This window comes from Vibrio sp. 10N.222.55.A1 (assembly GCF_041473835.1).
GTDB classification, from domain to species: Bacteria; Pseudomonadota; Gammaproteobacteria; order Enterobacterales; family Vibrionaceae; genus Vibrio; species Vibrio crassostreae_C.
In genome coordinates this window covers 189,808-214,924 of record NZ_JBFRSX010000015.1, presented here as the reverse complement: position 1 = coordinate 214,924, position 25,117 = coordinate 189,808, and the positions used below count along the sequence as shown (strand labels likewise).

Below are 25,117 nucleotides of genomic sequence, written 5' to 3'. Positions count from 1 at the left end.
ATTAAAGTAATTTTTATAAATGTAGGGTGAGAGTATTAAAGGATAATAACAGGGATGACTAACCCCTAATACTCTCTAAGTAGGTAATTGTGATTAGGTTATTACTAAACGCGATCCGCGCGGTAGCAAGTCACATCTACTTCAACCTTCACGTCTACAACTAGGTCGCAAACCATGCAGATACGAGCCGGTGGGTTAGCACCGAAGAACTCTTTGAATACCTTATTAAAAGATTGGAAGTAACGAGAATCCGTTAGCACAACCTTTACGTGCATTACGTCTTCTAGGCCGTAGCCCGCTTCAGTCATGATATCGACACAGTTTTGGATCGCTAGGCGAGACTGGTCAACAATGCCACCCTCTACCACTTCACCATCTGTCATCGGTGTCTGGCCAGAAACGTATAGGAAACCACCCGCTTCAGTTGCGCGTGCAAATGGTAAATGTTGTCCGCCTGTACCTGTACCGCCTTCAACACCGTAACGTTTAATAGTCATTTTTTAACTCCACTTCTTTATAGATAATATTGGTTCTGTTCCAATATATTTAAATTAATTCGTCGTTTTCTTATTACTGTATATTTAATAAAATAATTAAATTCTAATTACGGTAAATAAAAACGCCTGAACGATTATTTTTTACTTTTCCTTTTTGGTAAGTTAACTCACCATTTACAAATACACTTTCGATTCCCTCAGCAACTGAAATAGGGTTTTCAAATGTTGCTGTGTCTTTAATATTCTTTGGATCAAATAAAACTAAATCGGCAAATGCGTCTTGGCGAATCTCACCTCTTCCCGCGAGGTTGTAGCGCTTCGCAGACATTCCGGTCATTTTGTGAATCGCTTCTGGCAGCGCAAACAGTTTTTCATCTCGGCAGTAGTGGCCTAAGACTTTCGGGAAAGTGCCCCACAATCTTGGATGTGGATGCGGGTCATTGGGTAAACCATCAGAACCAACCATGGTCAGCTTGTATTTCAATACGCGCTTTACGTCGTTCTCATCCATGCAGTGGTAAACCGCACCGGCTGGTTGAAGCGCTTTTGCTGCGTCCATCAGTGGTAGGTTCATCTCATCAGCAATCTGCTTAAGCGTTTTGCCTGCATGTTCAGGCTTTGCTTTAGACCAAGTGATGAAGATGTCGAAATCGTCTGTCACCTGTTTCAGATCTAATGTCGAAGAGCTCGCTGAGTATGGATAGCAGTCGCAAGACACATCTTGGTGCTCTGAAACCTTGTCCATCAAATCAAGCACTTCAACAGTTCTGCCCCAGTTGCCTGCACCTGCACATTTAAGGTGAGAGATAACAACGGGTACTTTCGCGTATTGCCCGGTCTCAAACGCTTCTTCCATCGCGCTTAAGATCTCTTCGAATTCAGTACGCATATGCGTGGTATAGATACCGCCATGACTAGACAGCACTTTCGCTAACTGCATCACTTCATTGGCGTTGGCTTGTTTCGCGCTTGCGTAAGCCAAACCTGAACTCAAACCCAGTGCACCCTGCTCCATCGCTAAATCAAGGTTGCTTTGCATTGCCGCGATTTCTTCTTCGCTTGCGGTGCGTTGCAGGTCGTCCATCACTTGGTTACGCAGTGTAGTGTGGCCAACTAATGCTGCTACGTTCACCGCTGGTTGCGCTTGCTCTACCGCTTGTGCATACGCCGCAAAAGTTGGGTATTTAAAATCAGCCTGCGCACCTAAAAGATTCATTGGGTCAGGTGGATCGCCAGCCAAAACCGTTGGCGATGCGCTGATGCCACAGTTGCCAACAATCACGGTTGTCACACCTTGGCTGATCTTAGGTAGGCAGTCTGGGTAACGAATTACGTTGGTATCGTCATGTGTATGTACATCGATAAATCCAGGAGCCAATGCTAAGCCTGCTCCCTCAACCAACTGGCTACAATCTTCATGATCGACTTTGCCAATTTCGGCGATTTTTCCATCTCGGATTGCTACATCGGCACAAAACGATTGTTCGCCGGTGCCGTCAAACACCTCTACATTTTTAATTATCGTATCGAACAACATTTTTCACTCTCTCAATCCACTGTGTTGATGGAGCTATATTAGAAATCCAGCCGATTATTTTCAGTGACAAAACACACATAACATTTTAATTTGTGTGATAGTTTCTATCACAAAACACATTACAGATATATTTAAACATTAAATAACAACCACTTAAATCATGTTAGGAATCAGCAATGAAACATAACCCTGCACAAAAAGATGTTATAAAGTATCAAAAAGATAGTTTCATCTTGACTGAAAAAGGCCAAAAAGGGAGAGCAGTATCACAATCTGAGAACGGTGTTTATCGACTGGTTGATGAAGACATTTCGCTTCCGGTAGCAATTATCAAACAATCAGCGTTGACCAATAACCTGAATTGGATGCAATCATTCGCCGATCATCATCAGGTTAAATTGTCGCCACATGGCAAAACATCGATGACGCCTGATTTCTTCCGTCAACAGCTAGAAAATGGCGCTTGGGGTATTACAGTAGCAACGCCTGCACAGGCAGAAGTTGCCGCTATGGCGGGTGCAAAACGAATCATCATGGCCAACCAATTGGTGGGTAAAACCAACATGGCGATCGTTGAACAGTTGATCAGTGAGTTTGATATCGACTTTTACTGTTGTGTGGATTCTTCGGTAAACGTGCAGCAACTCAACCAATACTTCGCCAACAAAAAGCAGACGCTAAAAGTACTGATCGAATTTGGTGTGCCGGGCGGTCGTTGTGGTTGTCGTTCACCACAAGAAGTTCTAGAACTGGCTCAAACCATCCAAGACACACCTGCCCTTTCGCTCGCGGGTATTGAGGTGTATGAGGGTGTGATTCACGGTGACAACGCAGAACAAGACATTCGCACCTTCTTGAAACAGGCGCTGACTTCGGTCGAAAGCCTCGCATCAGATGGCCTAATTGCAGGGCAACCTATCATCACGGGTGCCGGCTCTGCTTGGTATGACGTGGTTGCAGAATGTTTAGCGAACCTAACCGATTACTTGGCGATCATCCGCCCGGGTTGTTATGCCATTCACGACACAGGCATCTACCTAGACGCTCAAAGCAAAGTGTTGCAGCGTGCCCAAGTAAACCAAGGTTACGCGTGTGAATTGGGTGGAGATCTGGAATCGGCACTTGAAGTGTGGGCATATGTTATCTCTCGCCCAGAGCCGACCAAGTTAGTGATTGGATTAGGTAAGCGTGATGTTGCCTTCGATGCCGGTTTACCAATTGCAGAGCGCGGCTATCGTAACGGCGAAGCTATCTCAGTAAAAGGGCTCACTGCTACCGCGGTAATGGATCAGCATACCTTTGTTGAAACAGACGGTTCTTCTGAGATTGAAGTCGGTGACATGATTGCTTTCTCAACCTCACACCCGTGCTTGACGTTCGATAAGTGGCGTTACATTGCTATCAGCGATGACGACTATCAGGTAACAAACTGGGTAGAGACCTGCTTCTAGCTCGATTTTTCAATAAGCTAGAATCAGCGAAACATTCAGATATACTTACGGGGCTAAGGCTGAGTTTTATATAGGTTAGTGCTAAATGGCTTAATGCCAAATAGCCTAGTTCTAAATAGCTTGGTTCTTACGAGCTAGGTTCTTAAAAACTAAGCCATAACGGTTAGCCCCATCAACAAAGGATCAAGATTCTTGAGTTTAGAAGTAGATATCATTTCACAGATAACGGAGCGTTTTCCCGCTCTTCGTGATGCAGAGAAAAAAGTCGCTAAGCTGATCATGGACGACATTGATTTTGCTGCCAATGCCAGCATCACAGAGCTTGCTGAAAGCGCTCAAGTGAGTGAAGCCACCATTACACGTTTTGCTAAAGCGATCGGTTGCAGCAACGTACGTGATATGAAGATTAAGTTGGCTCAGACGCTAACCGTTGGCCAGCGCTTTATCCTCGAACCGGTTGACCAAACGGGTTATCAAGGTATCTACGAATCGATCAAGCAAAGCCTAGACATCAACCGCACCTTGTTCAAAGAGCAAGACGTTGAAACCGCAGTCAGCTGGCTGCATAACGCCAGACAAATCATTGCTATCGGCATGGGTGGTGGTTCGACTATCGCCTCTCAAGAACTGCAACACCGACTGTTCCGATTGGGCTATCCCGTGGTGTCGTACAATGATGGCTTAATGTCACGCATGGTTGCTGCGACAGCAGATGTCAATGATGTCATGGTGATGATCTCCGCGACCGGTTTCACGCCTGTGATTACTGAAACCGCAGAGCTGGCTAAGCAGTACGGGCTTAAGATCATCGCAATTACCCCACAAGATACACCGCTGGCAAAGATTGCCGATATCTTGTTGCCCATCAAACATATGGAAACTGACTTCATCTACAAACCGTCGGCGTCTCGCTACGCCATGTTGGCGCTAGTGGATGTGCTTTCTATGGGGATCGCAGTCAATCATAAAAACCGTTCGCGCGACAAACTGCGTCGTTTGAAGGTTGCGCTAGATTCCTACCGAGGTGGGGGCGACAGACAGCCTCTCGGTGATTAACGAATCAAGGATAGAATGAGCTTAAATTCTGGTGCGCGGCAATCTTTCACTAGCTCGTATAAGCTCATTTCTAATCCCGTAATTTGGACACCAGCGTCCTGTAATCGGCTGATAGCCAACTTCTTATTCAATGCTGTCCGTGAACCAATACAGTCGCCAACTACCTGAACCCTGTACCCAAGCTCCAACAAACCCAATGCGGTTTGATAAACACAAATATGAGCCTCAATCCCACACCAACCAAGTCTCTACATCCTTGGTTTGAACCGCCTCAACAAACTTGGGCTCATCACACGCGTTAAACGTGAATTTAGGTATTGGTTTAGCATCACTCAAAAGGTCATTGAGTTCATCAACCGTCGCACCTAGCTTCTCTGGATTCTGCTCCAAACGAATAATTGGCAGACCCAAAACCTGTGCGCCCTTAATCAACTTTCCAAAGTTAGAAATAAGTGTCTCATTCTCATCAACAAGGCGTGCAAGCTTACCTTGCACGTCCACAACCACCAAACATGTATTTTGTTTCATTAGCATGTGTATTCCTTGTTTTTGGCAGCCTAACTCACTACGCAACCGGATGAGCATTTTTTCTACTATGTAACGATTCAACTTACAAAGCCATACAGTAATAGGTACAAGACTACGGAATAATACTCACCAACGGTCGAAAGGTCGCAAAACAAAAATAATTGATACTGCATGACATTAAAGAGTGAGTAAGAACAATGAACAAATTCGCGAAATCAGCATTAGCACTGGGTTTAATCGGCGCGGTTTCTCTTCCTGCATTAGCAGCAGGCACTGACGGTGGTGCGTACATCGGTGGCGGTCTTGGTGTGTACCAAGATTCTGATACAGACGGTCAAGGCAACCTAGACTCAGACGGCATGGGTTACAACCTATACGGCGGCTACCAGTTCAACCGTATCGTAGGTGTTGAGCTTGGCTACAACGACTACGCAGACTACAAAAAAGGTACAGAAAAAATGTCTCCAACTTCTATTTCGTTATCAGCAAACCTAGGTTATACGTTCGACAACACGATTCGTCCATTCGTGCTTGCAGGTTTAAGCTCTGTTGACCTAAACGCAAATAACGCAGCTCTATATGATGACGATAGCGGTACCGGTTTCCACTTTGGTGTTGGTGTTGAATACACGCCAATCGAACATCTAACACTACGCCTAATCTCACAAGCAGACGCAGTGAGTGTTGAGAACGACTACGGCTTTAAGAAAGAAGACAAAACACTTGCCTTCAACAGCATTAGCTTCGGTGGTTCTTACAACTTCTAATGTGATTGAACCACATAGAATAAGCTGAACATACTAATTCACTTTGCTGTTCCACCTTGTCATGAAGGTCACTCAGTAAAGTGAATTTTTTGTTTCTACACGCACTATCGCGTCATTTCACTTTAGCCGGTTTATCGCTCACCATTACTTACTGAGCTTTATGCGTTGATATTAGAGCTTTCTTGGTAGCGAGACTAAAATAAAGGGATAAGAGACGCAGGAAAACAAGACCTATGAATCTACCAAGCTTTAACATGTCGATAAACAAGCTGCCTTTTGTGTTGGCCGTGTATTATCTGCTTGTCGTCAATCTACCTCTCTCCCAAGAACTGTTTAGTATTGTTCAGGCATCGAAGTCTGAAAGCGTTGCGTTTCTTATCTCCATTCCTATCTTCTTCCTTGCTGCCTTTAATTTCATCTTCCAAGTCTTCAACTGGCCTATTTTCTCTAAGCCGTTTTTCATCTTATTGCTGATCACCTCAACCTTAGTCAGCTACAGCATGTTCAATTACGGCATATTCGTCGACTACGGCATGATAGAGAATGTGTTTGAGACCAATAGCGGTGAAGCAGCCAGCTATATCAGTGGTCACTCGATCTTATGGCTACTGGCTATGGGTGGTATTCCATCTCTCATCCTGTTGTTTACCAAACTTGAAAAAGAGTCTTGGAAGGATTTCTTTGTCTGGAAATCGATTGGCTTGCTCTCTTCCTTGATCGTCATTGCGATTATTGCCGGGCTTTTCTACAAAGATTACGTATCGATTGGTCGCAATAACTCGCACATCAAAAAGATGATCATTCCGACCGAGTATGTAGCATCAACAGTCAAATACATCAATAACACCTACATCAAACAGCCCATCCCCTATCAAGAATTGGGATTAGATGCTCAACTCAAGCCACAAGCAAAAGCGGCAACCAAACCGACCTTATTGGTGTTTGTGCTTGGCGAAACCGCTCGCGTGTATAACTACCAATATTATGGCTATGAGAGAGAAACCAACGCTCATACCAAGCCTTATAACCCGATATTTTTCTCTGATGTTCAGTCGTGCGGTACAGCCACCGCAGTTTCAGTACCCTGCATGTTCTCTAACATGAATCGCAGCAACTATGATCGCGACAAAGCCTACAACCAAGATAACGTGGTCGACATTATGAACCGCGCGGGCATTCACTCTATTTGGAGAGAACATGATGGTGGGGATAAGGCGGTCGCACATCGAATCAAAGAGATGACTCTCATCGCCAAAGACAGCGACCCATTGTGTAATAACGACGTATGCTACGACACAGCGATGCTAGAGAACTTCGAACAAGATACGCAAGATCTCAAGCAAGATAGCATCATTTTCTATCACATTGCCGGATCTCACGGCCCAACGTACTTTGAGCGTTATCCAGAAGAACATAAGAAATTTACGCCTGACTGCGCTCGTGCAGATATCGAAAACTGTACCAAAGAGGAAGTGGTTAACACCTACGACAACACCATCTTGTACACAGATTTCTTTCTATCACAGGCTATTCAGAAGCTAGAGAAACTCACCGATAAGTACAATGTCGCGCTGATGTACATTTCCGATCACGGAGAATCATTGGGAGAAAATGGCATCTACTTACACGGCATGCCTTATTCATTGGCACCGAAAGAGCAAACCCATGTGCCTATGATCCTATGGATGTCTGATGGTTTCGCCGAGCAGAAAGGGATAAACCAGACCTGCTTAAGAAAGGCAGGCAAAGAACAGAGCTTCTCCCAAGATAACCTGTTCGACTCTTTACTCGGCCTAATGGATGTACAAACCAAAGAATATCGAGAGAACCAAGATATTTTTGCTGCGTGTCGGTAACTTCAAAGGCCGACTCGCAAATATTCCAACCAAAGGGGCTCATTTATGAGTCCCTTTTTTGTACAAGTCAAAACTGTCGTTTTTATTCAATACCTACCTCAAGCAGTCGCCTACAATTGCTGTCATTGAAACGTGGCTCAGCTAATCAATTATCTCATCGTCAATTGACGTACCTGAGAACAAGATGACGACCACGCACTCTACCGAATCGAAGCAATAGGAATTCAAACGATGTTAGACATCAAAAAAATCTCCGCACTTAGCGACTTAACCGAACTTAAAACCGCTTACTTTACCGAAGCAACAGCACCACTCGATGGCATGTGGCATTTTGGCTTTGTACCTATGTCTGACCATTACGGCTTTTACGAAGACGACACACTTGTCGGTTATTGCGTATTGAATAGCGAAGGCTACTTACTTCAGTTTTTCCTAGCACCAACAGCCAGCACTCATATTGAAGACTTGTTCACCTTAATCGTAGAGAACAACAGCTCTGTGATTGGTAAGGTGAAAGGCGCATTCGTGAGCACCGCTGAACCACAATATTTATCACTGTGTGTCGACAACACAGAGTCATTTAAAGTGAATGCGATGATGTACCGCCAAAACTCTCAAGCCAGATCCGATTGTGATTCAGACCGCATTGAAGAGATAGAGATGAGCCTCGCGACAGAAGAACAACTGGAGCAGTTCGTTGAGTTTGCTTCATCAGCGATTGGCGCGCCAAAAGAGTGGCTCACCGGTTACTACGGTAATTTGATTGCCCGCCAAGAGCTATGGGGCTGCTGGGAAAGCGACAGTATTCTTGCTACAGGAGAGTGTCGTAAATTCGATGAACACCAAACGCAGTTTGCTGACTTGGGTATGATTGTCGCACAAGAAGAACGCGGTAAAGGCTTAGCAACGCGTGTTATTCACTTTCTAAAGCAACACGCTAATAGCCAAGGGTTAGAAGCTATGTGCTCTACGGAAAGCAGTAATATTGGCGCACAAAAGGCCATCACACGCGCTGGGTTATCATCAAAGCATCGTATCTTGCAGTTTGATTTTAGCGAATTAAAGGAAACTGATTAGCCTTGATTCGGATTAACAAACATCAAGACTAAGTTCTAACAATTGATACTGATAAAAACTGTCACCTCCAACGATATCTACATATAGTTGGAGGTGACAATCATCTGAAATAGAAGGTCTAATGATCAATTGGTTACAGTCTCCAAAATCCCCTGTAGTTGCTCAGTTCATTGATTGCTACTGGCTGATTGAAAAGACGCCCGACGCTCAAACTCATCAATTTCCGATACTCAATCCCGATCCATCGGCACACCTGATCTTATCGCCAAGCAAGCAAGCGTATCACTACACGATTGAGCAACAAATCGATCAAGGCGTTGGTTGCCATCTACTGCTGCCACACCATAAAGCCATCGAATTGGATCACTCGAAGCCCTTTGTTCACTTGGGCATTAAATTCCATGTCGGTGCCTTGTATTCACTGGTTATCCCAGATTGCCCTCACCCTAGCTTGGACAGGGTTAGCCCAGTCAAGCTCGCAGGTTTGCTAAACAACCCAAACGCCGATGCAACGTCACTGATCAAGCTCGCCCAAACCGATGTTGAGGCCTGCTGTCAGCAGTTAGATGATTTGCTGCTTCCTTGGTTATCGACAGGTAAAACGGATAGGCACAGCGAACTGACACGTAAGGTGTTGGGTGTGCTTGGTTCGACACCGATTGCAGAGCTTGGCGACAAGCTGTTTTGCTCACAAAGAACATTGGAAAGAAGCTTCAACAAGGTAACAGGGCTGACATTAAAACAGTGCCAATCGATGAACAAACTCGAAGCAATGCTGGAATACTTGTATAAACGAAATTTGGATGACATCGATTGGATGGACGTCGCCTTTCAATTTGGATTTAGCGACCAACCGCACCTGATTCGTTACCTAAAGAAAACCATCGGTCTAACACCCAATACTTACGCTAAACAAGGCGGTTTAACCATAGATGTGTATGGTGGAGTGAGATCTGACTAACCCACCTTTTCTCTATGACGAACGCACTGTTTATAACGTACACCTCTGTCTTTTGTGCCCCATTCGTAGCAAGTTTTATTGAGTTTAGATTTGCGACTAAATATACTGGGGACATCATCAGACGGAGGACAAAAATGAATAATAAAAACAAACATATAGTTTTAATTCATGGTTTATATATGCCTGCGTTGATCATGCTATATCTGGATAGAAACTTCAAAAAACGCGGCTTTACAACGCACAAGTTTGCCTACAACTCGCTGCGTTTCCCTTCTGCAGCCAAACGCCTCAATCGCTTCGTAAATGCTCGCTTTAATGAGTACGATGAGGTCTATTTCTTTGGTCACTCACTCGGTGGCTTGCTGATTCGCCACTACTTTAAGTTCTACCAACCCGACTTTGCAGACACCTGCATTATTACCGCAGGTACGCCGCACAATGGGGCAACCATAGCCAAAACGCTTTCGAATCATGGTCTTGGATTTATATTTGGTTCGAGCAAAATGATCTTAAGTGATGGCTTGGGTGACTACGATATTGATGTGCCGATTGGCGTGATTACAGGCACCTACGACGCCGGAGTTGGACGTATTGTACTGGGGAAAAACCCGGGCGATGGCACAGTCACACTCGAAGACGCCAACCTGAGAGGAGCAACGGATACTTACGCCCTCAAACTCAACCACACGGCGCTTGTCTACTCCAAAGAAGTCGTAACACTGTCGGCTCAGTTCATCGAACACAGAGCTTTTAAGGACGCTTCATAGCTTATTTCCATTAGCTTTTGCGCGTTGACTCCTGTATCGAGCTCTGTTCTCTTATATGTGAAAGACAAAAACAAAAATACCACTCTGCGATAAGAGTGGTATTCAAAGATTCATTACTGAAAGTGAGTGCTTGTTACAGACGATTTACTCGCGTTGGTAAAAACACCTCACCCAACATGCATCGCACCGAACCACCACCAATGTCTTCAATCGTTTTCACGTTAAATGGCAGCAACTTTCCGTGTGTCGAGAGCTGAGCTAATTGAGCTGGAGAAAATGCATCGTAAGCCGACTGAGACATCGCGATCACCTTATCGCCATTCACGGTTTCCAATTGCAGAATGTTGCCGCAGAATCGGTTCATCTGATCGATCGAGATCGAGATAACTTGCTTGTCTTTGGCAAGAGATTTCACCACAAAGCGGCGTTCAAACTCAGGAATCACTTCATCACAGATCACGCAGAAGTTATCACCAATCGCCATCATCACATTGGTGTGATAAATCGGCTGACCCGACGGTAATGCCGTTTGGAACGAAACCACGCGAGAATAACCAATACGCTTCGCATAATCTTCTAATACTTCACGGTCGCAACGCTGAGAAAGCGCCGCATAGATCGTCTTATTGATGTGATCGATAACCATCACACCGGTGCTCTCTAGATAAGAACCTTGAGCAACATACGACTCCATAGACTCACTGTGGTTAACAATGCGACCAGACGCTTCCAACACTTCAATAAGAGCAGTAGGCTTAACTTCATGCTGACGGTTTTCACAGGCCATAGGGAAAGTGAATAAACTTCCATCACTACAAGTACTGAACCAGTTGTTTGGGAACACTGCGTCAGGGGTTTCGACACCCAATTCTGGGTAATCAAACTCTACAACTTGCACACCTTCTTTACGCAACGAAGCCACCATAGCCTTAAATTCGGCCATCGTTTCTAGCTTCACCTCAGCTTCAGTCAGATTGACTCTGTGCTGAAACTCGTTATCACGTGCTGTTTCTTCGTTAAATCGAAACTCTTTTGGCGGAACCATAACAACGCAATTGGCGTTTTGAACATTAGTAATATGAAGTGATTTTTTGTGTAGGTTTAACATTTCAACCGTCCCTATCTTTTATTTACCTCAGAATTGTAAACAACTTGTTACGACAAGATTCACTGAAAATAATAATGATTTGAATATTTATCCCAAACAATCACTGCAGATCTTAGATTAATCGGTAATTTTTACTGCGAGATAACAGCACATCAGAAAGAACCAACTGTATGCATATTCATTAAGTCGCTTTATGGATAAATATTCCGATTTCATTTTCTCGCTCACCACGAGTTTTGGTTACAATTCAATCCATTTAACGCTAGGATTATCATCGTTGCATAACCATCAATTACGTTTGAAATAAGCTTAACTTTTCCTGTCTAATTCAATCTAAAATAAGCGTCATGAAAGACACTCTTTGGATCTTTCCTTCGCCACTTAAACAAAGTAATGAACTTTAAAACTAAGCATTAACGTTAAAACCAAGTGATTAAAGCTAAGTAATTAAAGCTAAGCGCTTAAACCAAGTACTTAGATAAGAGCTAGAACAACACCCATCGAATGACTCAATGCTTATAAGAACCCATGGGCGCTTATATAATTTCAAACTAAGACGGTAAAATTTCAAATCAAGACTATAAAAACAAAGCTGCACCAACGATGCAGTCGCTTATAGATGCACTAGTTTATAAAGGGAAATCTATGTACAAGAAATTTGAAGGCTTTACTGAAGCCTTTCCAAAGGGAGAGCCGATACAACCTCCTACTGGAATACTGGCATTTTGCCGCCATTACACTCGAGGTTTTGAAAAGCCGTTGATCTTGCTCGGATTGATGAGCATGACCATCGCGATCATCGAAGTTGCGCTGTTCGGTTACATGGGTCAACTGGTTGACTGGCTATCAACCAGCAACCCGGACACTTTCTTAGCAGACAACGAGTCGACACTGATGGGGCTCGGCGTTCTGCTGTTGGTCGTGATGCCAATCTTGATCAGTGTTTACTCGCTATTGCTTCACCAAACTTTGCTGGGCAACTACCCAATGTCGATTCGTTGGTTAGCACACCGCTACCTTTTGAAGCAAAGCCTGTCCTTCTATCAAGATGACTTCGCCGGACGTGTCGCGACCAAAGTGATGCAAACCTCGCTTGCAGTGCGCGAAACTGTGACCAAGATGGTCGATGTGTTTGTCTACGTGACGGTTTACTTCACGGCGATGCTGTTCATGCTTGCTGAATCAGATTGGCGCTTGATGGCTCCGATGCTGATTTGGCTATTCGTTTACATCGGTATTCAACTACACTTCGTGCCAAAGCTAAAAGACGTGTCTTCAGAGCAAGCGGATGCGCGATCGTTAATGACAGGTCGTATTGTCGATAGTTACACCAACATCGCGACGGTGAAATTGTTCTCACACAGTAAAAGAGAAACCGAATACGCCGAAGAAGGCATGGAAGGCTTCCTAGATACTGTGCACCGCCAAATGCGCTTGGTAACCGGCTTCAACATCTGCGTGGAATTCGCTAACTATCTATTGGTGTTCAGCATTGCGGGTATCTCTATCTACCTATGGCTAGATAGCGCAATCACCGTGGGTGCAATCGCGATTGCGGTCAGCTTGGCTCTGCGTATTAACGGCATGTCGAAATGGATCATGTGGGAAATTGGTGGTCTGTTTGAGAACCTTGGTACCGTGATTGACGGCATTAAAACTCTGTCTAAGCCTATTGCTATTGAAGACAAGAAAGACGCGAAGCCTCTGGAGGTTCCACAAGGCGGTATCAACTTCGACAATGTAAGCTTTAACTACGGTGAGAATAAGGGGGTGATCAACAACCTAAACCTCAACATCAAACCGGGTGAAAAAGTGGGCTTGGTTGGCCGTTCAGGTGCAGGTAAATCGACCCTAGTTAACTTACTTTTGCGTTTCCACGATGTAGAAAGTGGCCGCATCCTGATTGATGACCAAGAGATCTCGAGCGTTACTCAAGATTCTCTGCGTAGCAACATTGGTATGGTGACCCAAGATACTTCACTGCTGCACCGTTCGATCAAAGACAACATTCTTTACGGTCGACCAGAAGCATCAGACGAAGAGGTATACGCGGCGACTAAACAGGCACACGCGCATGAGTTTATCGAAACGCTAACCGACCCGTTTGGCAACGTTGGTTACGATGCTCAAGTGGGTGAACGTGGCGTTAAGCTTTCTGGTGGTCAGCGTCAACGTGTGGCTATCTCACGTGTTCTTCTAAAGAATGCTCCATTACTTGTTCTCGATGAAGCAACTTCTGCACTCGATTCTGAGGTAGAGGCAGCGATTCAAGAGAGCTTGATTGAGCTAATGGAAGGCAAAACGGTTATTGCGATTGCACACCGCCTGTCGACCATCGCAGCGATGGATCGCCTGATCGTGCTTGATGCCGGCAATATCGTAGAAGAAGGCACGCACCAAGAGCTGATTAACCAGAATGGTATTTATGCGCAGCTATGGAATCACCAAACCGGTGGCTTCATTGCCGATGACCTTGAGCAAGCTACAAACGCTTAATTTTTGTGCTATTTTAAAAGTGCGATGTGATTCACAGCAATTTGTTTATTAGCGGTAAATTACACATGGCAGAATGTTATGTCGTAATTATATAATGACATTAACACCAAAGACGCCTCGCTTGCGCGTTCTGGAATAAGGCTAGACTTCGGGGGGAGGCTAGCCTTTTTTATGCCTGCTATTTGGCACTCTTTGCTACCTGTCCAATAAACTTCATCGATCCTTTTGTTTTTTTCTTGGCGTTTTTTTCTTAAAATGCGCGCAATATTCTTTCTAGAGATCAACCATGAACAAAAGTGTCTTAACTAACGTTATCGCGTTAGCGCTGCTTGCTGGCGGCTATGCGACAGCAAACCAATACTTGCTTTATGCAGGCCTATTCGCCTTTTCTGGTGCCATCACCAACTGGCTTGCGATTCACATGTTGTTCGAGAAAGTACCCGGCCTATACGGTTCTGGAGTGATTCCAGCGCGCTTTGAAGAGTTCAAGGCAGCCATCAAGCAACTGATGATGGAGCAATTCTTTACAGAAAGTAACATCGACCGCTTCCTAAGCAGCGAGATGACAGGAAAGTCGCTCAATCTAGAGCCTGTGATTCAGAAGATCGACTTTAACCCTGCATTCGACTCACTGGTGCATGTTATCGAGAACTCTCAGTTTGGCGGTATGTTGGCAATGTTTGGTGGCACAGAAGCACTAGAGCCAATGAAAGCGCCGTTTGTTGAGAAGATGCAAGAATCTGTGATTGAAATCAGCAAGAGTGATTCTGTAAAAAATGCCATCAAAGACGAGCTAGAATCGCCTGCGATGATGGATGAAATCAAAGAAAACATTGAGGCGATCATCGATCAGCGCTTGAATGAACTAACACCTAAGCTGGTTAAAGAGATGGTTCAGACCATGATCAAGAAACACCTTGGTTGGTTGGTCGTTTGGGGCGGTGTATTCGGTGGTGTGATTGGCTTAATCTCTGCGGCCATTACGCTTTAAGGCGAACAAGTTTATCGGGTTGCTCTTTATCTGACGCTCAACAAAAAATGGAAGCTTATTGCTTCCATTTTTTATATCTAAATCACGTTGGTAAGCGAAATTAGGCCACTATTTTAGAGTTGCCAACAACTCAGGGTTCACGCCGAAGCCCTTTTTATGCTCTTCAATCACCACTTCACTACGTGTCTGAATCACACCAGGCAAGGTGCCCAGCTTGGTGGCCATAAACGCTTGGTACGCCTTCATGTCTTTCACTCGAACCTTGATCATGGTGTCAAAGTCACCCGACAGTGAGTAGCACTCTTCCACCTCAGGCATCATTTCCACGGCTTGGGCAAATTTGTCGAAGATCGAAAAGCTAGTCTGATCGAGACGGATATGGATAAAGACTTGAACATCGAGTCCCAGCTTTTCTGAACAAAGCTCAGCATGATAGCCCGTGATGTAGCCCTCTTTCTCCAATCGCTTGAGTCTATCAGAGCAAGGTGACGTCGTAAGGTTGACCTGTTTTGCCAGTTCAACAACAGGTAAACGCCCTTTCATATGCAGAATTCTTAGTATCTCTTTATCGATACGATCGAGCTGATGCTGAGACATAACATTCCTTAAACATTCTAAATTCCGCTCAGTATATTCCATACCAAGTGCAATCGAAGAAAACCTCGCTCACACATTTAAAAACTAAATGCACGGATGATATTCACGCCAGATATAAACACATACAAATAGATAAGAACCCTTATAAATCAAACTCTGGTTATTAACAAATTATTATAGAAATGACCCGATTAACAAATAAGTTGAGCCGGAAACGAAAGAAAGGATATAGGCCAAAGTGAATAATATAATTATCAAAGAGAAAGGATGACTCTATTATGAAAACGCAAGAACTCGCATATAAACCTTACGGTATTGGTTCATGGACACACGTAACGGTATCAAAAGATGTTGCTCAGGCACTAGCAAATGAATACTCAAACTATGGATGGGAAGTGAAGATTGATGGCAATGCCATTGAAGCTGAGCTTGCACTCAAGGCTGCTTAGAAACACAAAAACCTCCTAGCACGGAGGTTTTTTGAATCAAGTTAGTAAGCACTTACTATGAGTTAGGCTAGGCCAACTTGGGGAACAGCACTTCCAGTTTCGCAACGACAATTGCACGTGCGGCAGAAGTGCTGAGTTTCCATATCGTAGTACAGGTTTCCACTAAATAGTTTTGACGTCCATTGCATCATACGGCCAGAAGCTGTCTCGGGCTCTGATTCACAACGTTTCATTATAGACTTATGTAGTGTTGTTTTTTTACATCCTTTGCAATAGAGATCAGGCATACCTTTGTCCTATAGGTCTTTAGTGGTTACTGACAATTGACACATCATGTCCAATTCGGTTCCACAATTCACCGAGCTAATGACAAAAGTGAGCGCCAAGTTCAAAAAATAGCCATTTTTCTATTTTATTTTTTGACATCAAACGCCACCAACAAGACAGACCTTTCATTTCTCGCTCAAGATCCTTCGCTTTCGATTTACATTGTAAACCCCCATTTCAATATCAGAAAACCTCGAATAAACTTAATTTGAAATAAGACAAAGGTCGTACTCACATAAAAAAATAGAGCCACCGAAGTGACTCTATTGTTCATGTCTTTTGCTAATTCATTGGTATTTTTACAATGTAAATTAGTCTAGCTCAACGAGGTTCTTCTCGAACTCAGCGTGTTGCTTCTTAACTTCGTCTTCAGGCTCGCCCGTAATTAAACTCACGATAACGATAGAAAGAGTCGATAGGATGATTCCCGGTACGATTTCGTACACATCGAACCAACCGCCCGTGAACTGTTTCCAAAGTACGATAGTCACACCACCAACCACGATACCCGCGAGAGCGCCGTTACGGTTCATACGAGACCAGTACAGGCTCAATACAATAGCTGGGCCGAATGCAGCACCAAAACCAGCCCATGCGTAAGACACAAGGCCAAGTACTGAACTGTCTGGCGTCATCGCTAGTACAAGTGCAATCAGAGAGATTAGGATAACCGCGAAACGGCCTACACGAACAATCTCTTCTGACGTAGCGTCTTTCTTCAGAACTTGCTTATACAGATCTTCTGCCATTGCAGATGAAGAAACAAGAAGTTGTGAATCCGCAGTACTCATGATTGCCGCTAGGATTGCAGCAAGTAAGATACCTGCGATTACTGGGTGGAACATCGCGTTCACAAGAAGCATGAAGATCTTCTCGCCATCGTCTAGCTTAGGTGCGCCCGAGTTCGTCACGTAGATTAGACCAACAAGACCAACCAGCATTGCACCAATCATAGACAGTGCAGTCCATACCACCGCGATACGACGCGCGGTTGTTAGGTCTTTGTTGCTACGCGTTGCTTTGAAACGAGCCAAGATGTGTGGCTGACCGAAGTAACCTAGACCCCATGCCGCTAGCGAGATGATCGCGATAGCAGAAAGTGGTTCACCTTTCGCATCATTCCATAGCGTTAGAAGCTCTGGGTTAATGTTGTGTAGGTCAGTAGACAGTTGGCCAAGGCCACCGTTCATTGCTGCGATTGGTACAATCAATAGCGCAGCAGACATCAGTAGACCTTGAACCAAGTCAGTCCAAGATACCGCAAGGAAACCACCAAACAGGGTGTACGAAACCACACATACTGTGCCGATAATTACCGCCGTTGTGTAATCTAGGCCAAATACCGTTTCAAACAATTTACCACCTGCTACCAAGCCTGAGCTTGTGTAGAAAAGGAAGAATAAAAGGATAAAGAAAGCAGAAATTGTTTGGATCAGCTTAGAGTTATCGTTGAAGCGACGAGATAGGAATTCAGGCAGCGTCAGTGATTCAGTTGTAATACTGTAAGTACGTAGGCGTTTAGCACTGATTAACCAGTTTGCCCAAGTACCAACCAGTAGACCACCAGCAAGCCAGAATGCCTCAAAGCCAGCAGCGTAAGCGTAACCAGGCAGGCCAAGTAGCAACCAACCACTCATGTCTGATGCACCAGCAGAAAGTGCAGCAGGCCATGGGCCTAACGAACGACCACCTAGGAAGTAGTCAGTTGAGTTAGATGTACGTTTGTAAGCAATAACACCGATCGCTAGCATCATAATTAGATACGCAATGAACGTCGTCGTTATTGCAAAACTGTTTTCTATCATTTGATAGTCCTCATTTTGTAGAAAGCCTTCCATGCCTAATTCAATGCAAGACACTCACCGTAAAGGCAAGCGAGTGCATTGAGTTAGGTATTCAGGCTCCAAAGCACTATGGGTTGAATCCAAAAATGGAGAAACCAAAAAATGGAAACAACCAAAGGAGCTTAGAGCCAATGTTACTGAAGGTTAGTGAGCTTCGCTTCCAAGTTCGAGCAAGGTCGCGTTACCGCCCACGGCTGTTATATTTATAGTTCGCGTACGCTCGGTAATGAAACGCAGCGATAGGTGTGGATCGTGAGCAACATGCATTGCTGTCAGATCCGTTTCAGCTACTAAACCGACGATTGCACCGTCACGCTTAGCAAGCTGTAAATTGATAGCTTGTGCCGTTTGTGAATTACCTACGTAACCCGCGCTTCGCACATCGCAAGACAACAACTGCTGAGCAGCGTCGTACGAGGCAACCTGCACCAGGTTGGTTGGTAGATTCGCTTGTTTCGCGGCATCTGCAATTAAGGTGTTGAACTGCACGTCATCACTGCACAATTGAACGCTGTTACCTGCCAATAATGCTGCAGTAATCATCGCTGTTGCGGTTTGCAGTGCGGGCACTTTCTCTTCGCAATCATCAACAATCACCAAAGCCACACCGCGGCCTGCGGCATACAACTCATTGGTTTCGCCCGTAGGACCTGCCATTAAGTGATGTTCAGAAAGCAGCGCAGACGCTTGCTCTAGATGATAAGTTGCCACTGCAGCCAAAGGCACAGATTGACTTTCGATCTCTGATTTCAGCGCAAGTACCTGAGCACTCTTGTAATCAAAGTCGGTAAGATTCCATTGTTCCCACGCTAGCAAAGCATCAGAAAAACCTGTCACTTGATGAACCATGATACTGCTCCTTATGCCTTGTCTTGTGATTGAGAGAAATGAACATCAGTAAAGCGGTATAGGTAGTGAGGACCACCCGCTTTAGGGCCAGTACCAGACAAGCCTTGACCACCAAATGGTTGTACACCAACAACAGCGCCGACCTGGTCACGGTTGATGTAACAGTTACCCACACGAATGTGTTTCTCGATCCAACGGTAAGTTGTTTCGTTACGGCTGTGGATACCCATAGTTAGACCAAAACCGGTTTGGTTAATTTGGTCTACTACTTGTGTCAACTCACTCGCTTTGAAGCGAACGATATGCAGTACAGGACCAAACTGCTCTTCTTTCAAACAGCTGATGTCATCGATTTCAAATGCACTTGGTGGAACAAAGTCACCATGTTCACAATCCGCTCTTAGAGAAAGTTGAGCCACTTTCTTCTGGGTCTTAGTCATATTTTCTAGGTGCGTCATCAACTTCTGCTTCGCGTTTTGGTCGATAACTGGGCCCACATCCGTTTTATGAAGATGTGGAATACCAACGCTTAGCTCATCCATCGCACCGTGAATTAGTCCAATCACGCGATCTGCAATGTCTTCTTGAATGTAAAGCACACGTAGCGCAGAACAACGTTGACCTGCAGAAGCGAATGCCGAACGAATAACATCACGGACTACCTGTTCAGGCAGTGCGGTACTGTCGACGATCATCGCATTCTGACCACCGGTTTCCGCGATAAACGGAACAGGCTTAGCGTTACGACTCGCCAATGACACGTTGATACGTTGTGCTGTTGGTGTTGACCCCGTAAAGGCAACGCCCGCAATCGCATCATGACTGGTTAGCGCACTGCCGATCTCAGCGCCACGACCCGGTAGTAACTGAATCGTGCCAGCAGGGAAACCCGCTTCATTCATCAATTCCACTGCGCGAGCTGCAATTAAGCTTGTTTGCTCTGCAGGTTTCGCCACAACCGTGTTACCCGCCACTAGTGCAGCTGTAATTTGGCCAAGGAAGATCGCCAATGGGAAGTTCCAAGGGCTGATACAAACGAATACACCACGACCTTGTCGCGAAGCGATTCGAGTTAGACCATCAAAGCCTTTTAGCTCAAAACCTTGTAGGTTGTTCGCTTGTTTTGCGTAGTAACGACAGAAGTCGACCGCTTCACGCACTTCATCAATGCTGTCGTGAATTGTCTTACCCGCTTCTTGATGACAAATTGCCACCAGCTCAGCCAGGTTTTCTTCCATCAGATCCGCCAACTTCTCAAGCGCAGCGGCTTTGGTTTCAACCGATGTCGCATTCCAATCAGCAAATGCGGCGTCTGCACCAGTGATCGCTGCGGAAACATGATCAAGGTTTGCAAAAGCCACCTGACCCACGCTAATACGACGATCGTAAGGTGCTGTTACTTGTTCAACATTCTGATCAGCCTTGATCATGCTTTCGGCAAGAGATTCGCCGTTGATCACAGGTCCAGCAGTCCATTGATTGTTCAAAAAGCCTTTTACTTGCTCTTCAAACTGATGCGCTTCGCTCTCGATATCAATGTTCACACCGTATGAGTTCTTACGCTCAGGGAATACCGCTGGCGGCAGAGGAATCTTAGTGTTGTTCAACGTATCGAATGCCAAAAGCATGTCGACTGGATGCTGTGTTAGCTCTGCTACAGGGCAACGAGCATCAACCAAACGGTGTACAAACGAGCTGTTTGCACCATTCTCTAACAGACGACGTACTAGGTATGGCAGTAGATCTTTATGGCTACCAACTGGCGCGTAAATACGTACCGACTGTTGGTAAGCTTCCATTGCATGGTTGTAAAGTGAATCACCCATGCCGTGTAAGCGTTGGAATTCAAAGTCTTTATGGTCTGTCATCACTGCAATAGCGGAAACCGTATGAGCATTGTGGCTAGCAAACTGCGGGAAGATATTGCCACGAACACTTGGGCTCAATAGATAACGCGCACACGCTAGGTAGGCTACATCAGTCGCTTCTTTGCGAGTGTAAACAGGGTAGTTATCGAAACCAGCTTGTTGTGACCATTTGATCTCACTATCCCAGTAAGCACCTTTAACTAGGCGAAGTGGGATTAAGTCACCCTGCTCTTTTGCTAGGCGGTTTAGCCAAACTAGAACCGGTAACGCACGCTTTGAATACGCTTGAATAACCAGACCAAACTTGCCCCAGCCTTTCACTAGCTCGCTGCGATACAGTTTTTCGAATAACTTAAGCGAAAGCTCTAGGCGATCCGCTTCTTCTGCATCAATCGTGATCGCAACATCAAGCTCAATCGCACGGCGCAGTAACTGCTCTAGCGTGTCGCATAGCTCAGTCAGTACGCGGTCTTCATTCGCCACTTCATAACGTGGGTGAAGCGCAGAAAGCTTGATAGAAACAGACGGTGCTGGGCTAGATTTTGAAGAGACGTATGTGTCTCGACCTACGGCTTCAATCGCCATTAGGTAATCTTTGAAGTATTTGTTTGCGTCAGCAGTGGTCAGTGCCGCTTCACCTAGCATGTCGTATGAGTAGGTAAAACCTTTGTCACGCATAGACTTACCGTTCTTCTGCGCTTCAGCAATGCTGCGACCAAGAACGAATTGGTGACCCATCACCTTCATCGCTTGGTGCATCGCTTTACGAATCACCGGCTCAGAAAGCTTGTTCACTAAACGGTTAACCGCTTGACCTGCACTCTGCTCTTTAGATGAAAGTCCAACCACCTTGCCTGTTAGCATTAGGCCCCAAGTTGATGCGTTAACAAAAACCGAGTCAGAATTCTTCAGGTGAGATTTCCAATCCGCAACGCTAAGTTTGTCGCGAATCAACGCATCAGCGGTTGCCGAATCAGGAATACGCATCAAGGCTTCCGCCAGACACATTAGCAAGATGCCCTCTTGAGTATCTAAGCTGTATTCAAGCAACAAGGCGTCGATCATCTGAATAGATGTTTTATCCGCACGGATAGACTCAATCAACGACGTCGTTTTGTCTGTAATTTGCTGCTTTTCAGACTCAGAAGGGGTAGCTAGCGGCAGAAGTTGCTCTAGCCATTGGGTTTCATCCACCATATATAATGGTGAGATAAGCGTCCAAAGATCAGCAAGCGACTGCTCATTGAATTCTGGCTTTAACACATCAGTAGCTGTAAACATGCGTTTTCCTTAATCTCACACCCGAAAAGAGTTCGGGATCTCTACAATGGCTGCAGTGTATTTAGAGTATATAAGGATTACTTGTCAAAAACTCCGAGTTTTTTGCTAAAAACTCGCTTTATTAACAAAACAAACACAAGGTCACATATGAAACTTTAAAATAATATGCCGTTTTGTTTCACTATTTAACAGAAATTTTCTTTTTGTATTGGGATGGTGACATGCCTTGAAGGCGTGAAAAGGTGTGAGTAAAGGAAGATTGACCGGAGAAACCAGCCAGTTCAGCGACCTGACCAAGGCTTAGATTACCTTGTTCAATTAAACGACGAGAACGGTCGATGCGCTTGCCAAGAACGTACTGGTGAGGGGTAATGCCCATTTGCTCTTTGAACAGCATATGGAACTGGCTTTCGCCCAAGAACACACTGCCTGCTAGCTGCGCGACGGAGATCTTATTTGCGAGGTGTTGCTCGATATAACGATCCAGCGCTTCAAGATCAAAACGTGAATCTTTGATTGAGGTTTCAAATGCCGAGATGTGCCTTTGCATCAATGCAATCACCGTATCATTGCACGCACGGCTTAATAACAGATCATCAGGACTGGCCTGCATCTCTTGCACCAACATATGGATAAGCTTTTGAATTTGCGCATCTAATTGGAAGTAGACGTTCGATGATTCTAACTGGTTAATCTTCTCTAGCATCAGAGGGTCATCATCGGTTGGCATAGGCATGTTGAGCACGAGAATATCCGACTGACCAACCACTCCGCCGAAAGCATGATCAGAGCTCGCTGTCACCACACAACCTTGTCCTGGGCCAACAAGATTCCCCTTACCACTCACTTCAAATTCCGCCTGACCTTTTAAACCAATCACCACCTGAGAATAATGGTGATCGTGGCAATCCATATGCGATGGCAAAGTGATGATCTCAGCAGGACGAGGGCCAGTAAGGCCTAGCGGAGAAAGGTCTAGGTTAGGAAAGGGTAAAGGTTTAGACATGACAGAAAAATACTCGGGTCAACATAGTAAGAATAATACTCTTAAATGCGCATAAGATGAATTTGTAAATGCTCATGAGAGTTATTTGCTCGCGAGAATGAAAAGATCATTATCGCGATCATCTTGATCATGCCTCCGGAAGGATGATCAAGAGTGTACAAACTACGGGCATTGTAAAACCAATCGTTCCGGCGAGTTTAGGGACTTCACAAGCAATCACACAAGCACGAGAAACCATGTGGTCAATAAATGCTTTTTCACGCCAACATAATGAATAAATTTTCTTATATAGCTCAAATAATTGGCTATAAGCCTGTAAAAAGTGTATCCGAAGTACCGAAACTTGGCTTTTGAGTAGATTGGATAGCAATAAAACGGTATAAAGACGGGTACTGTGTTAATTGCTAATAACTAGTGACTCACAACTAGGAAGTAGACACTTTATTAACGAGCCAATTTTCAATCTACAAGTTGCAGGGACCTATGACTAACTTTCGAATTTCAGCGCTTTTACTTGCGCTATCCCCACTTTGGGTATCTGCATCGGTATCCGCTGAAGAACTGAATCAAGTCGATCCCGTTTCAGCTATCGATGCAAAGCTAACAGAGAAAAACTCAGATATTGAGCGTATTTCAGCAACCAAAGTATCGGCGACTGAAAACCTAAAACAACTTCAAAACAAGAACAGCAAGTTGTTGCGCGAAGGTGAAGAACTTAAGGCAAAACGTAACAGAGCCAAGTCTGTACTCGACAAACAGTACAGTCGCTTGCTTGAAGATCCAGAAACAGATTTAGTCTCTTTCCAGAAAAGTTACCAAGACGCTTGGGCTGCGGTTAAAGAGAATCAATCGTCTCAGCTAGATAACGAACAAGCGATCAACGAGAGCGAAATTCACCTTTCTCAAATCAAGCAAAAGCAAGCTCGCCTGAATAATGAGCTGGCAAACTTGAGAGAGTCAAAAGTTGAAGCTCGCGTAAAACGTATCGCAACAGAACTGCGTGAAAGTGCGGTGCTTGAAACCAGCTATACCACCACATGTTCATCAACAATGACACTTGGTGAGTGTACTGCACAGGGTAAACACCTGACCAATCAAAAAGCCGTGCAAACGTTCAAGAGCCAATTACTTGAGCAGCTCACAGAAAGCACACTTGCGAAGCAAAACTTACAAGGTGTTCAGCTGAATATCCATGTTCAAGACAGCCAAGCGATCAAGAGCGGCTTCTCTGGTAACAACTCTTACTTCATGCAGATGCAAACTCAACTTCAAGCAAAACCTGAAGCAGTTGCAGCATGTAACCTATTGAATGTTTCGACTCGCTACTGTTTAACAGGCAGTGACGCAGCAGTCGTTAAGAAGAGTGACAAACAGTGGGCTAACGTGACGGTACGTTCTGATCAGTACAACGACTCAGTAACCATCAACGGCATTAAGTATGGCAGCACCCCTCTTGAGGTTGCGCTACCAAGTGGTCGTCACCAAGTAACCATTTCAAAACAAGGTTACGAGTCTTACAACCGCACAGTTACCATCAACGGCAGCGACACGATTTGGGTTAAGCTTCTTCCTAGCAAAGAAAGCTAAACACCCTTTGTATATAGAGCCTGAGCCAATTCAAAACGCTTAGCTCGATATCAGATAGCCGTGCCTATTTCACAAAGCTGAATGAACACTCGCCATTTTGTTGATAGTTATAAACTGTATGATCGTTACAAATTTGTATGGTCGTTATAACCTTGTTTTATCGTTATAAACAGTAGCTGCAGACGAAATGGCGTTCTCGTTTAGAATATTCGATTAA

19 protein-coding genes and 1 pseudogene are annotated in these 25,117 nt (G+C 44.8%); 11 read left to right on the top strand and 9 right to left on the bottom strand.

Features of this window, described 5'->3' with window-relative positions; genetic code table 11:
* Positions 1-104: 104 nt before the first annotated feature.
* Positions 105-497 carry a RidA family protein gene (locus tag AB4493_RS05315; RefSeq protein ID WP_017065166.1) on the bottom strand — a complete coding sequence of 131 codons (393 nt, stop codon included), beginning with the start codon at positions 495-497 and terminating at the stop codon, positions 105-107.
* Positions 498-600: 103 nt separating this feature from the next.
* Complete coding sequence (locus AB4493_RS05310) at positions 601-2,034, bottom strand: amidohydrolase family protein (RefSeq protein WP_372154621.1); 1,434 nt, start codon at positions 2,032-2,034, stop codon at positions 601-603.
* Between the two features lie 176 nt (positions 2,035-2,210).
* Between AB4493_RS05310 and AB4493_RS05305 the strand changes: the two genes are divergently transcribed.
* Together AB4493_RS05305 and AB4493_RS05300 are read left to right on the top strand one after the other, a co-directional pair.
* Entirely contained in the window at positions 2,211-3,485 is a 1,275-nt protein-coding gene (locus tag AB4493_RS05305; RefSeq protein WP_372154620.1) for an amino acid deaminase, read from the top strand.
* A 192-nt stretch (positions 3,486-3,677) separates the two neighbouring features.
* Complete coding sequence (locus tag AB4493_RS05300) at positions 3,678-4,541, top strand: MurR/RpiR family transcriptional regulator (RefSeq protein WP_017070153.1); 864 nt, start codon at positions 3,678-3,680, stop codon at positions 4,539-4,541.
* On the opposite strand, the pseudogene AB4493_RS05295 reads toward AB4493_RS05300, so the two are convergent.
* Positions 4,538-5,075 (bottom strand): annotated as a pseudogene (locus AB4493_RS05295) (hydrolase). The gene AB4493_RS05300 and the pseudogene AB4493_RS05295 overlap by 4 nt on opposite strands.
* A 191-nt stretch (positions 5,076-5,266) precedes the next feature.
* Between AB4493_RS05295 and AB4493_RS05290 the strand changes: the two are divergent.
* The 5 genes from AB4493_RS05290 (at position 5,267) to AB4493_RS05270 (ending at position 10,497) form a co-directional block, all read left to right on the top strand.
* Positions 5,267-5,836 carry a porin family protein gene (locus AB4493_RS05290; RefSeq protein WP_372154619.1) on the top strand — a complete coding sequence of 190 codons (570 nt, stop codon included), beginning with the start codon at positions 5,267-5,269 and terminating at the stop codon, positions 5,834-5,836.
* Between the two features lie 233 nt (positions 5,837-6,069).
* Positions 6,070-7,692 carry a phosphoethanolamine transferase gene (locus tag AB4493_RS05285; protein ID WP_372154618.1) on the top strand — a complete coding sequence of 541 codons (1,623 nt, stop codon included), beginning with the start codon at positions 6,070-6,072 and terminating at the stop codon, positions 7,690-7,692.
* A gap of 231 nt (positions 7,693-7,923) precedes the next feature.
* Positions 7,924-8,769 carry a GNAT family N-acetyltransferase gene (locus tag AB4493_RS05280; protein ID WP_372154617.1) on the top strand — a complete coding sequence of 282 codons (846 nt, stop codon included), beginning with the start codon at positions 7,924-7,926 and terminating at the stop codon, positions 8,767-8,769.
* Positions 8,770-8,890: 121 nt separating this feature from the next.
* The gene (locus tag AB4493_RS05275; protein WP_372154616.1) at positions 8,891-9,730 is read left to right on the top strand and encodes a helix-turn-helix domain-containing protein; all 840 of its coding nucleotides are present in this window, start codon (positions 8,891-8,893) and stop codon (positions 9,728-9,730) included.
* Positions 9,731-9,864: 134 nt separating this feature from the next.
* A complete protein-coding gene (locus tag AB4493_RS05270) occupies positions 9,865-10,497 on the top strand; it encodes a triacylglycerol lipase (protein WP_017061192.1) in 633 nt (210 codons plus the stop codon).
* Between the two features lie 133 nt (positions 10,498-10,630).
* On the opposite strand, the gene AB4493_RS05265 is transcribed toward AB4493_RS05270, so the two are convergent.
* On the bottom strand, positions 10,631-11,605 hold the full coding sequence (locus AB4493_RS05265) for an arginine deiminase-related protein (RefSeq protein WP_004732521.1): 975 nt from the start codon (positions 11,603-11,605) through the stop codon (positions 10,631-10,633).
* 645 nt (positions 11,606-12,250) lie between these two features.
* On the opposite strand from AB4493_RS05265, the gene AB4493_RS05260 reads away from it, so the two are divergent.
* Positions 12,251-14,101: an ABC transporter ATP-binding protein gene (locus AB4493_RS05260; RefSeq protein WP_372154615.1), complete on the top strand. Its 1,851-nt coding sequence runs from the start codon at positions 12,251-12,253 to the stop codon at positions 14,099-14,101.
* 286 nt (positions 14,102-14,387) lie between these two features.
* Entirely contained in the window at positions 14,388-15,092 is a 705-nt protein-coding gene (locus AB4493_RS05255) for a hypothetical protein (RefSeq protein ID WP_017065155.1), read from the top strand.
* Between the two features lie 108 nt (positions 15,093-15,200).
* Here the strand turns inward: AB4493_RS05255 and AB4493_RS05250 are convergent, their stop codons facing one another.
* Positions 15,201-15,689, bottom strand: coding sequence for an Lrp/AsnC family transcriptional regulator (locus AB4493_RS05250; protein WP_004732526.1), 489 nt, complete (start codon positions 15,687-15,689; stop codon positions 15,201-15,203).
* A 278-nt stretch (positions 15,690-15,967) separates the two neighbouring features.
* On the opposite strand from AB4493_RS05250, the gene AB4493_RS05245 reads away from it, so the two are divergent.
* A complete protein-coding gene (locus AB4493_RS05245; RefSeq protein WP_017070161.1) occupies positions 15,968-16,138 on the top strand; it encodes a hypothetical protein in 171 nt (56 codons plus the stop codon).
* A gap of 638 nt (positions 16,139-16,776) precedes the next feature.
* Here AB4493_RS05245 and putP read toward each other — a convergent pair.
* From putP to AB4493_RS05225, 4 genes are all read right to left on the bottom strand, one after another.
* The gene (putP, locus tag AB4493_RS05240; protein WP_170930181.1) at positions 16,777-18,303 is read right to left on the bottom strand and encodes a sodium/proline symporter PutP; all 1,527 of its coding nucleotides are present in this window, start codon (positions 18,301-18,303) and stop codon (positions 16,777-16,779) included.
* 150 nt (positions 18,304-18,453) lie between these two features.
* Positions 18,454-19,158 carry a 1-pyrroline-5-carboxylate dehydrogenase gene (locus AB4493_RS05235; protein WP_372154614.1) on the bottom strand — a complete coding sequence of 235 codons (705 nt, stop codon included), beginning with the start codon at positions 19,156-19,158 and terminating at the stop codon, positions 18,454-18,456.
* Positions 19,159-19,169: 11 nt separating this feature from the next.
* Positions 19,170-22,307 (bottom strand): bifunctional proline dehydrogenase/L-glutamate gamma-semialdehyde dehydrogenase PutA, encoded by a 3,138-nt coding sequence (putA, locus tag AB4493_RS05230; RefSeq protein ID WP_372154613.1) that lies wholly within the window; start codon positions 22,305-22,307, stop codon positions 19,170-19,172.
* Positions 22,308-22,488: 181 nt separating this feature from the next.
* Positions 22,489-23,313: an AraC family transcriptional regulator gene (locus tag AB4493_RS05225; RefSeq protein ID WP_017065150.1), complete on the bottom strand. Its 825-nt coding sequence runs from the start codon at positions 23,311-23,313 to the stop codon at positions 22,489-22,491.
* A 483-nt stretch (positions 23,314-23,796) separates the two neighbouring features.
* On the opposite strand from AB4493_RS05225, the gene AB4493_RS05220 reads away from it, so the two are divergent.
* A complete protein-coding gene (locus AB4493_RS05220) occupies positions 23,797-24,900 on the top strand; it encodes a PEGA domain-containing protein (RefSeq protein ID WP_372154612.1) in 1,104 nt (367 codons plus the stop codon).
* Positions 24,901-25,117 lie beyond the last annotated feature (217 nt).

Bases quoted from the DNA above. Each gene is read 5' to 3' on its own strand.
- putA (WP_372154613.1), bottom strand. From the start codon at position 22,307: ATGTTTACAGCTACTGATGTGTTAAAGCCAGAATTCAATGAGCAGTCG.
- AB4493_RS05250 (WP_004732526.1), bottom strand. From the start codon at position 15,689: ATGTCTCAGCATCAGCTCGATCGTATCGATAAAGAGATACTAAGAATT.
- AB4493_RS05285 (WP_372154618.1), top strand. From the start codon at position 6,070: ATGAATCTACCAAGCTTTAACATGTCGATAAACAAGCTGCCTTTTGTG.
- AB4493_RS05255 (WP_017065155.1), top strand. From the start codon at position 14,388: ATGAACAAAAGTGTCTTAACTAACGTTATCGCGTTAGCGCTGCTTGCT.
- AB4493_RS05315 (WP_017065166.1), bottom strand. From the start codon at position 497: ATGACTATTAAACGTTACGGTGTTGAAGGCGGTACAGGTACAGGCGGA.
- AB4493_RS05235 (WP_372154614.1), bottom strand. From the start codon at position 19,158: ATGGTTCATCAAGTGACAGGTTTTTCTGATGCTTTGCTAGCGTGGGAA.
- AB4493_RS05290 (WP_372154619.1), top strand. From the start codon at position 5,267: ATGAACAAATTCGCGAAATCAGCATTAGCACTGGGTTTAATCGGCGCG.
- putP (WP_170930181.1), bottom strand. From the start codon at position 18,303: ATGGAAGGCTTTCTACAAAATGAGGACTATCAAATGATAGAAAACAGT.
- AB4493_RS05245 (WP_017070161.1), top strand. From the start codon at position 15,968: ATGAAAACGCAAGAACTCGCATATAAACCTTACGGTATTGGTTCATGG.
- AB4493_RS05270 (WP_017061192.1), top strand. From the start codon at position 9,865: ATGAATAATAAAAACAAACATATAGTTTTAATTCATGGTTTATATATG.
- AB4493_RS05310 (WP_372154621.1), bottom strand. From the start codon at position 2,034: ATGTTGTTCGATACGATAATTAAAAATGTAGAGGTGTTTGACGGCACC.
- AB4493_RS05225 (WP_017065150.1), bottom strand. From the start codon at position 23,313: ATGTCTAAACCTTTACCCTTTCCTAACCTAGACCTTTCTCCGCTAGGC.
- AB4493_RS05305 (WP_372154620.1), top strand. From the start codon at position 2,211: ATGAAACATAACCCTGCACAAAAAGATGTTATAAAGTATCAAAAAGAT.
- AB4493_RS05220 (WP_372154612.1), top strand. From the start codon at position 23,797: ATGACTAACTTTCGAATTTCAGCGCTTTTACTTGCGCTATCCCCACTT.
- AB4493_RS05280 (WP_372154617.1), top strand. From the start codon at position 7,924: ATGTTAGACATCAAAAAAATCTCCGCACTTAGCGACTTAACCGAACTT.
- AB4493_RS05275 (WP_372154616.1), top strand. From the start codon at position 8,891: ATGATCAATTGGTTACAGTCTCCAAAATCCCCTGTAGTTGCTCAGTTC.
- AB4493_RS05265 (WP_004732521.1), bottom strand. From the start codon at position 11,605: ATGTTAAACCTACACAAAAAATCACTTCATATTACTAATGTTCAAAAC.
- AB4493_RS05260 (WP_372154615.1), top strand. From the start codon at position 12,251: ATGTACAAGAAATTTGAAGGCTTTACTGAAGCCTTTCCAAAGGGAGAG.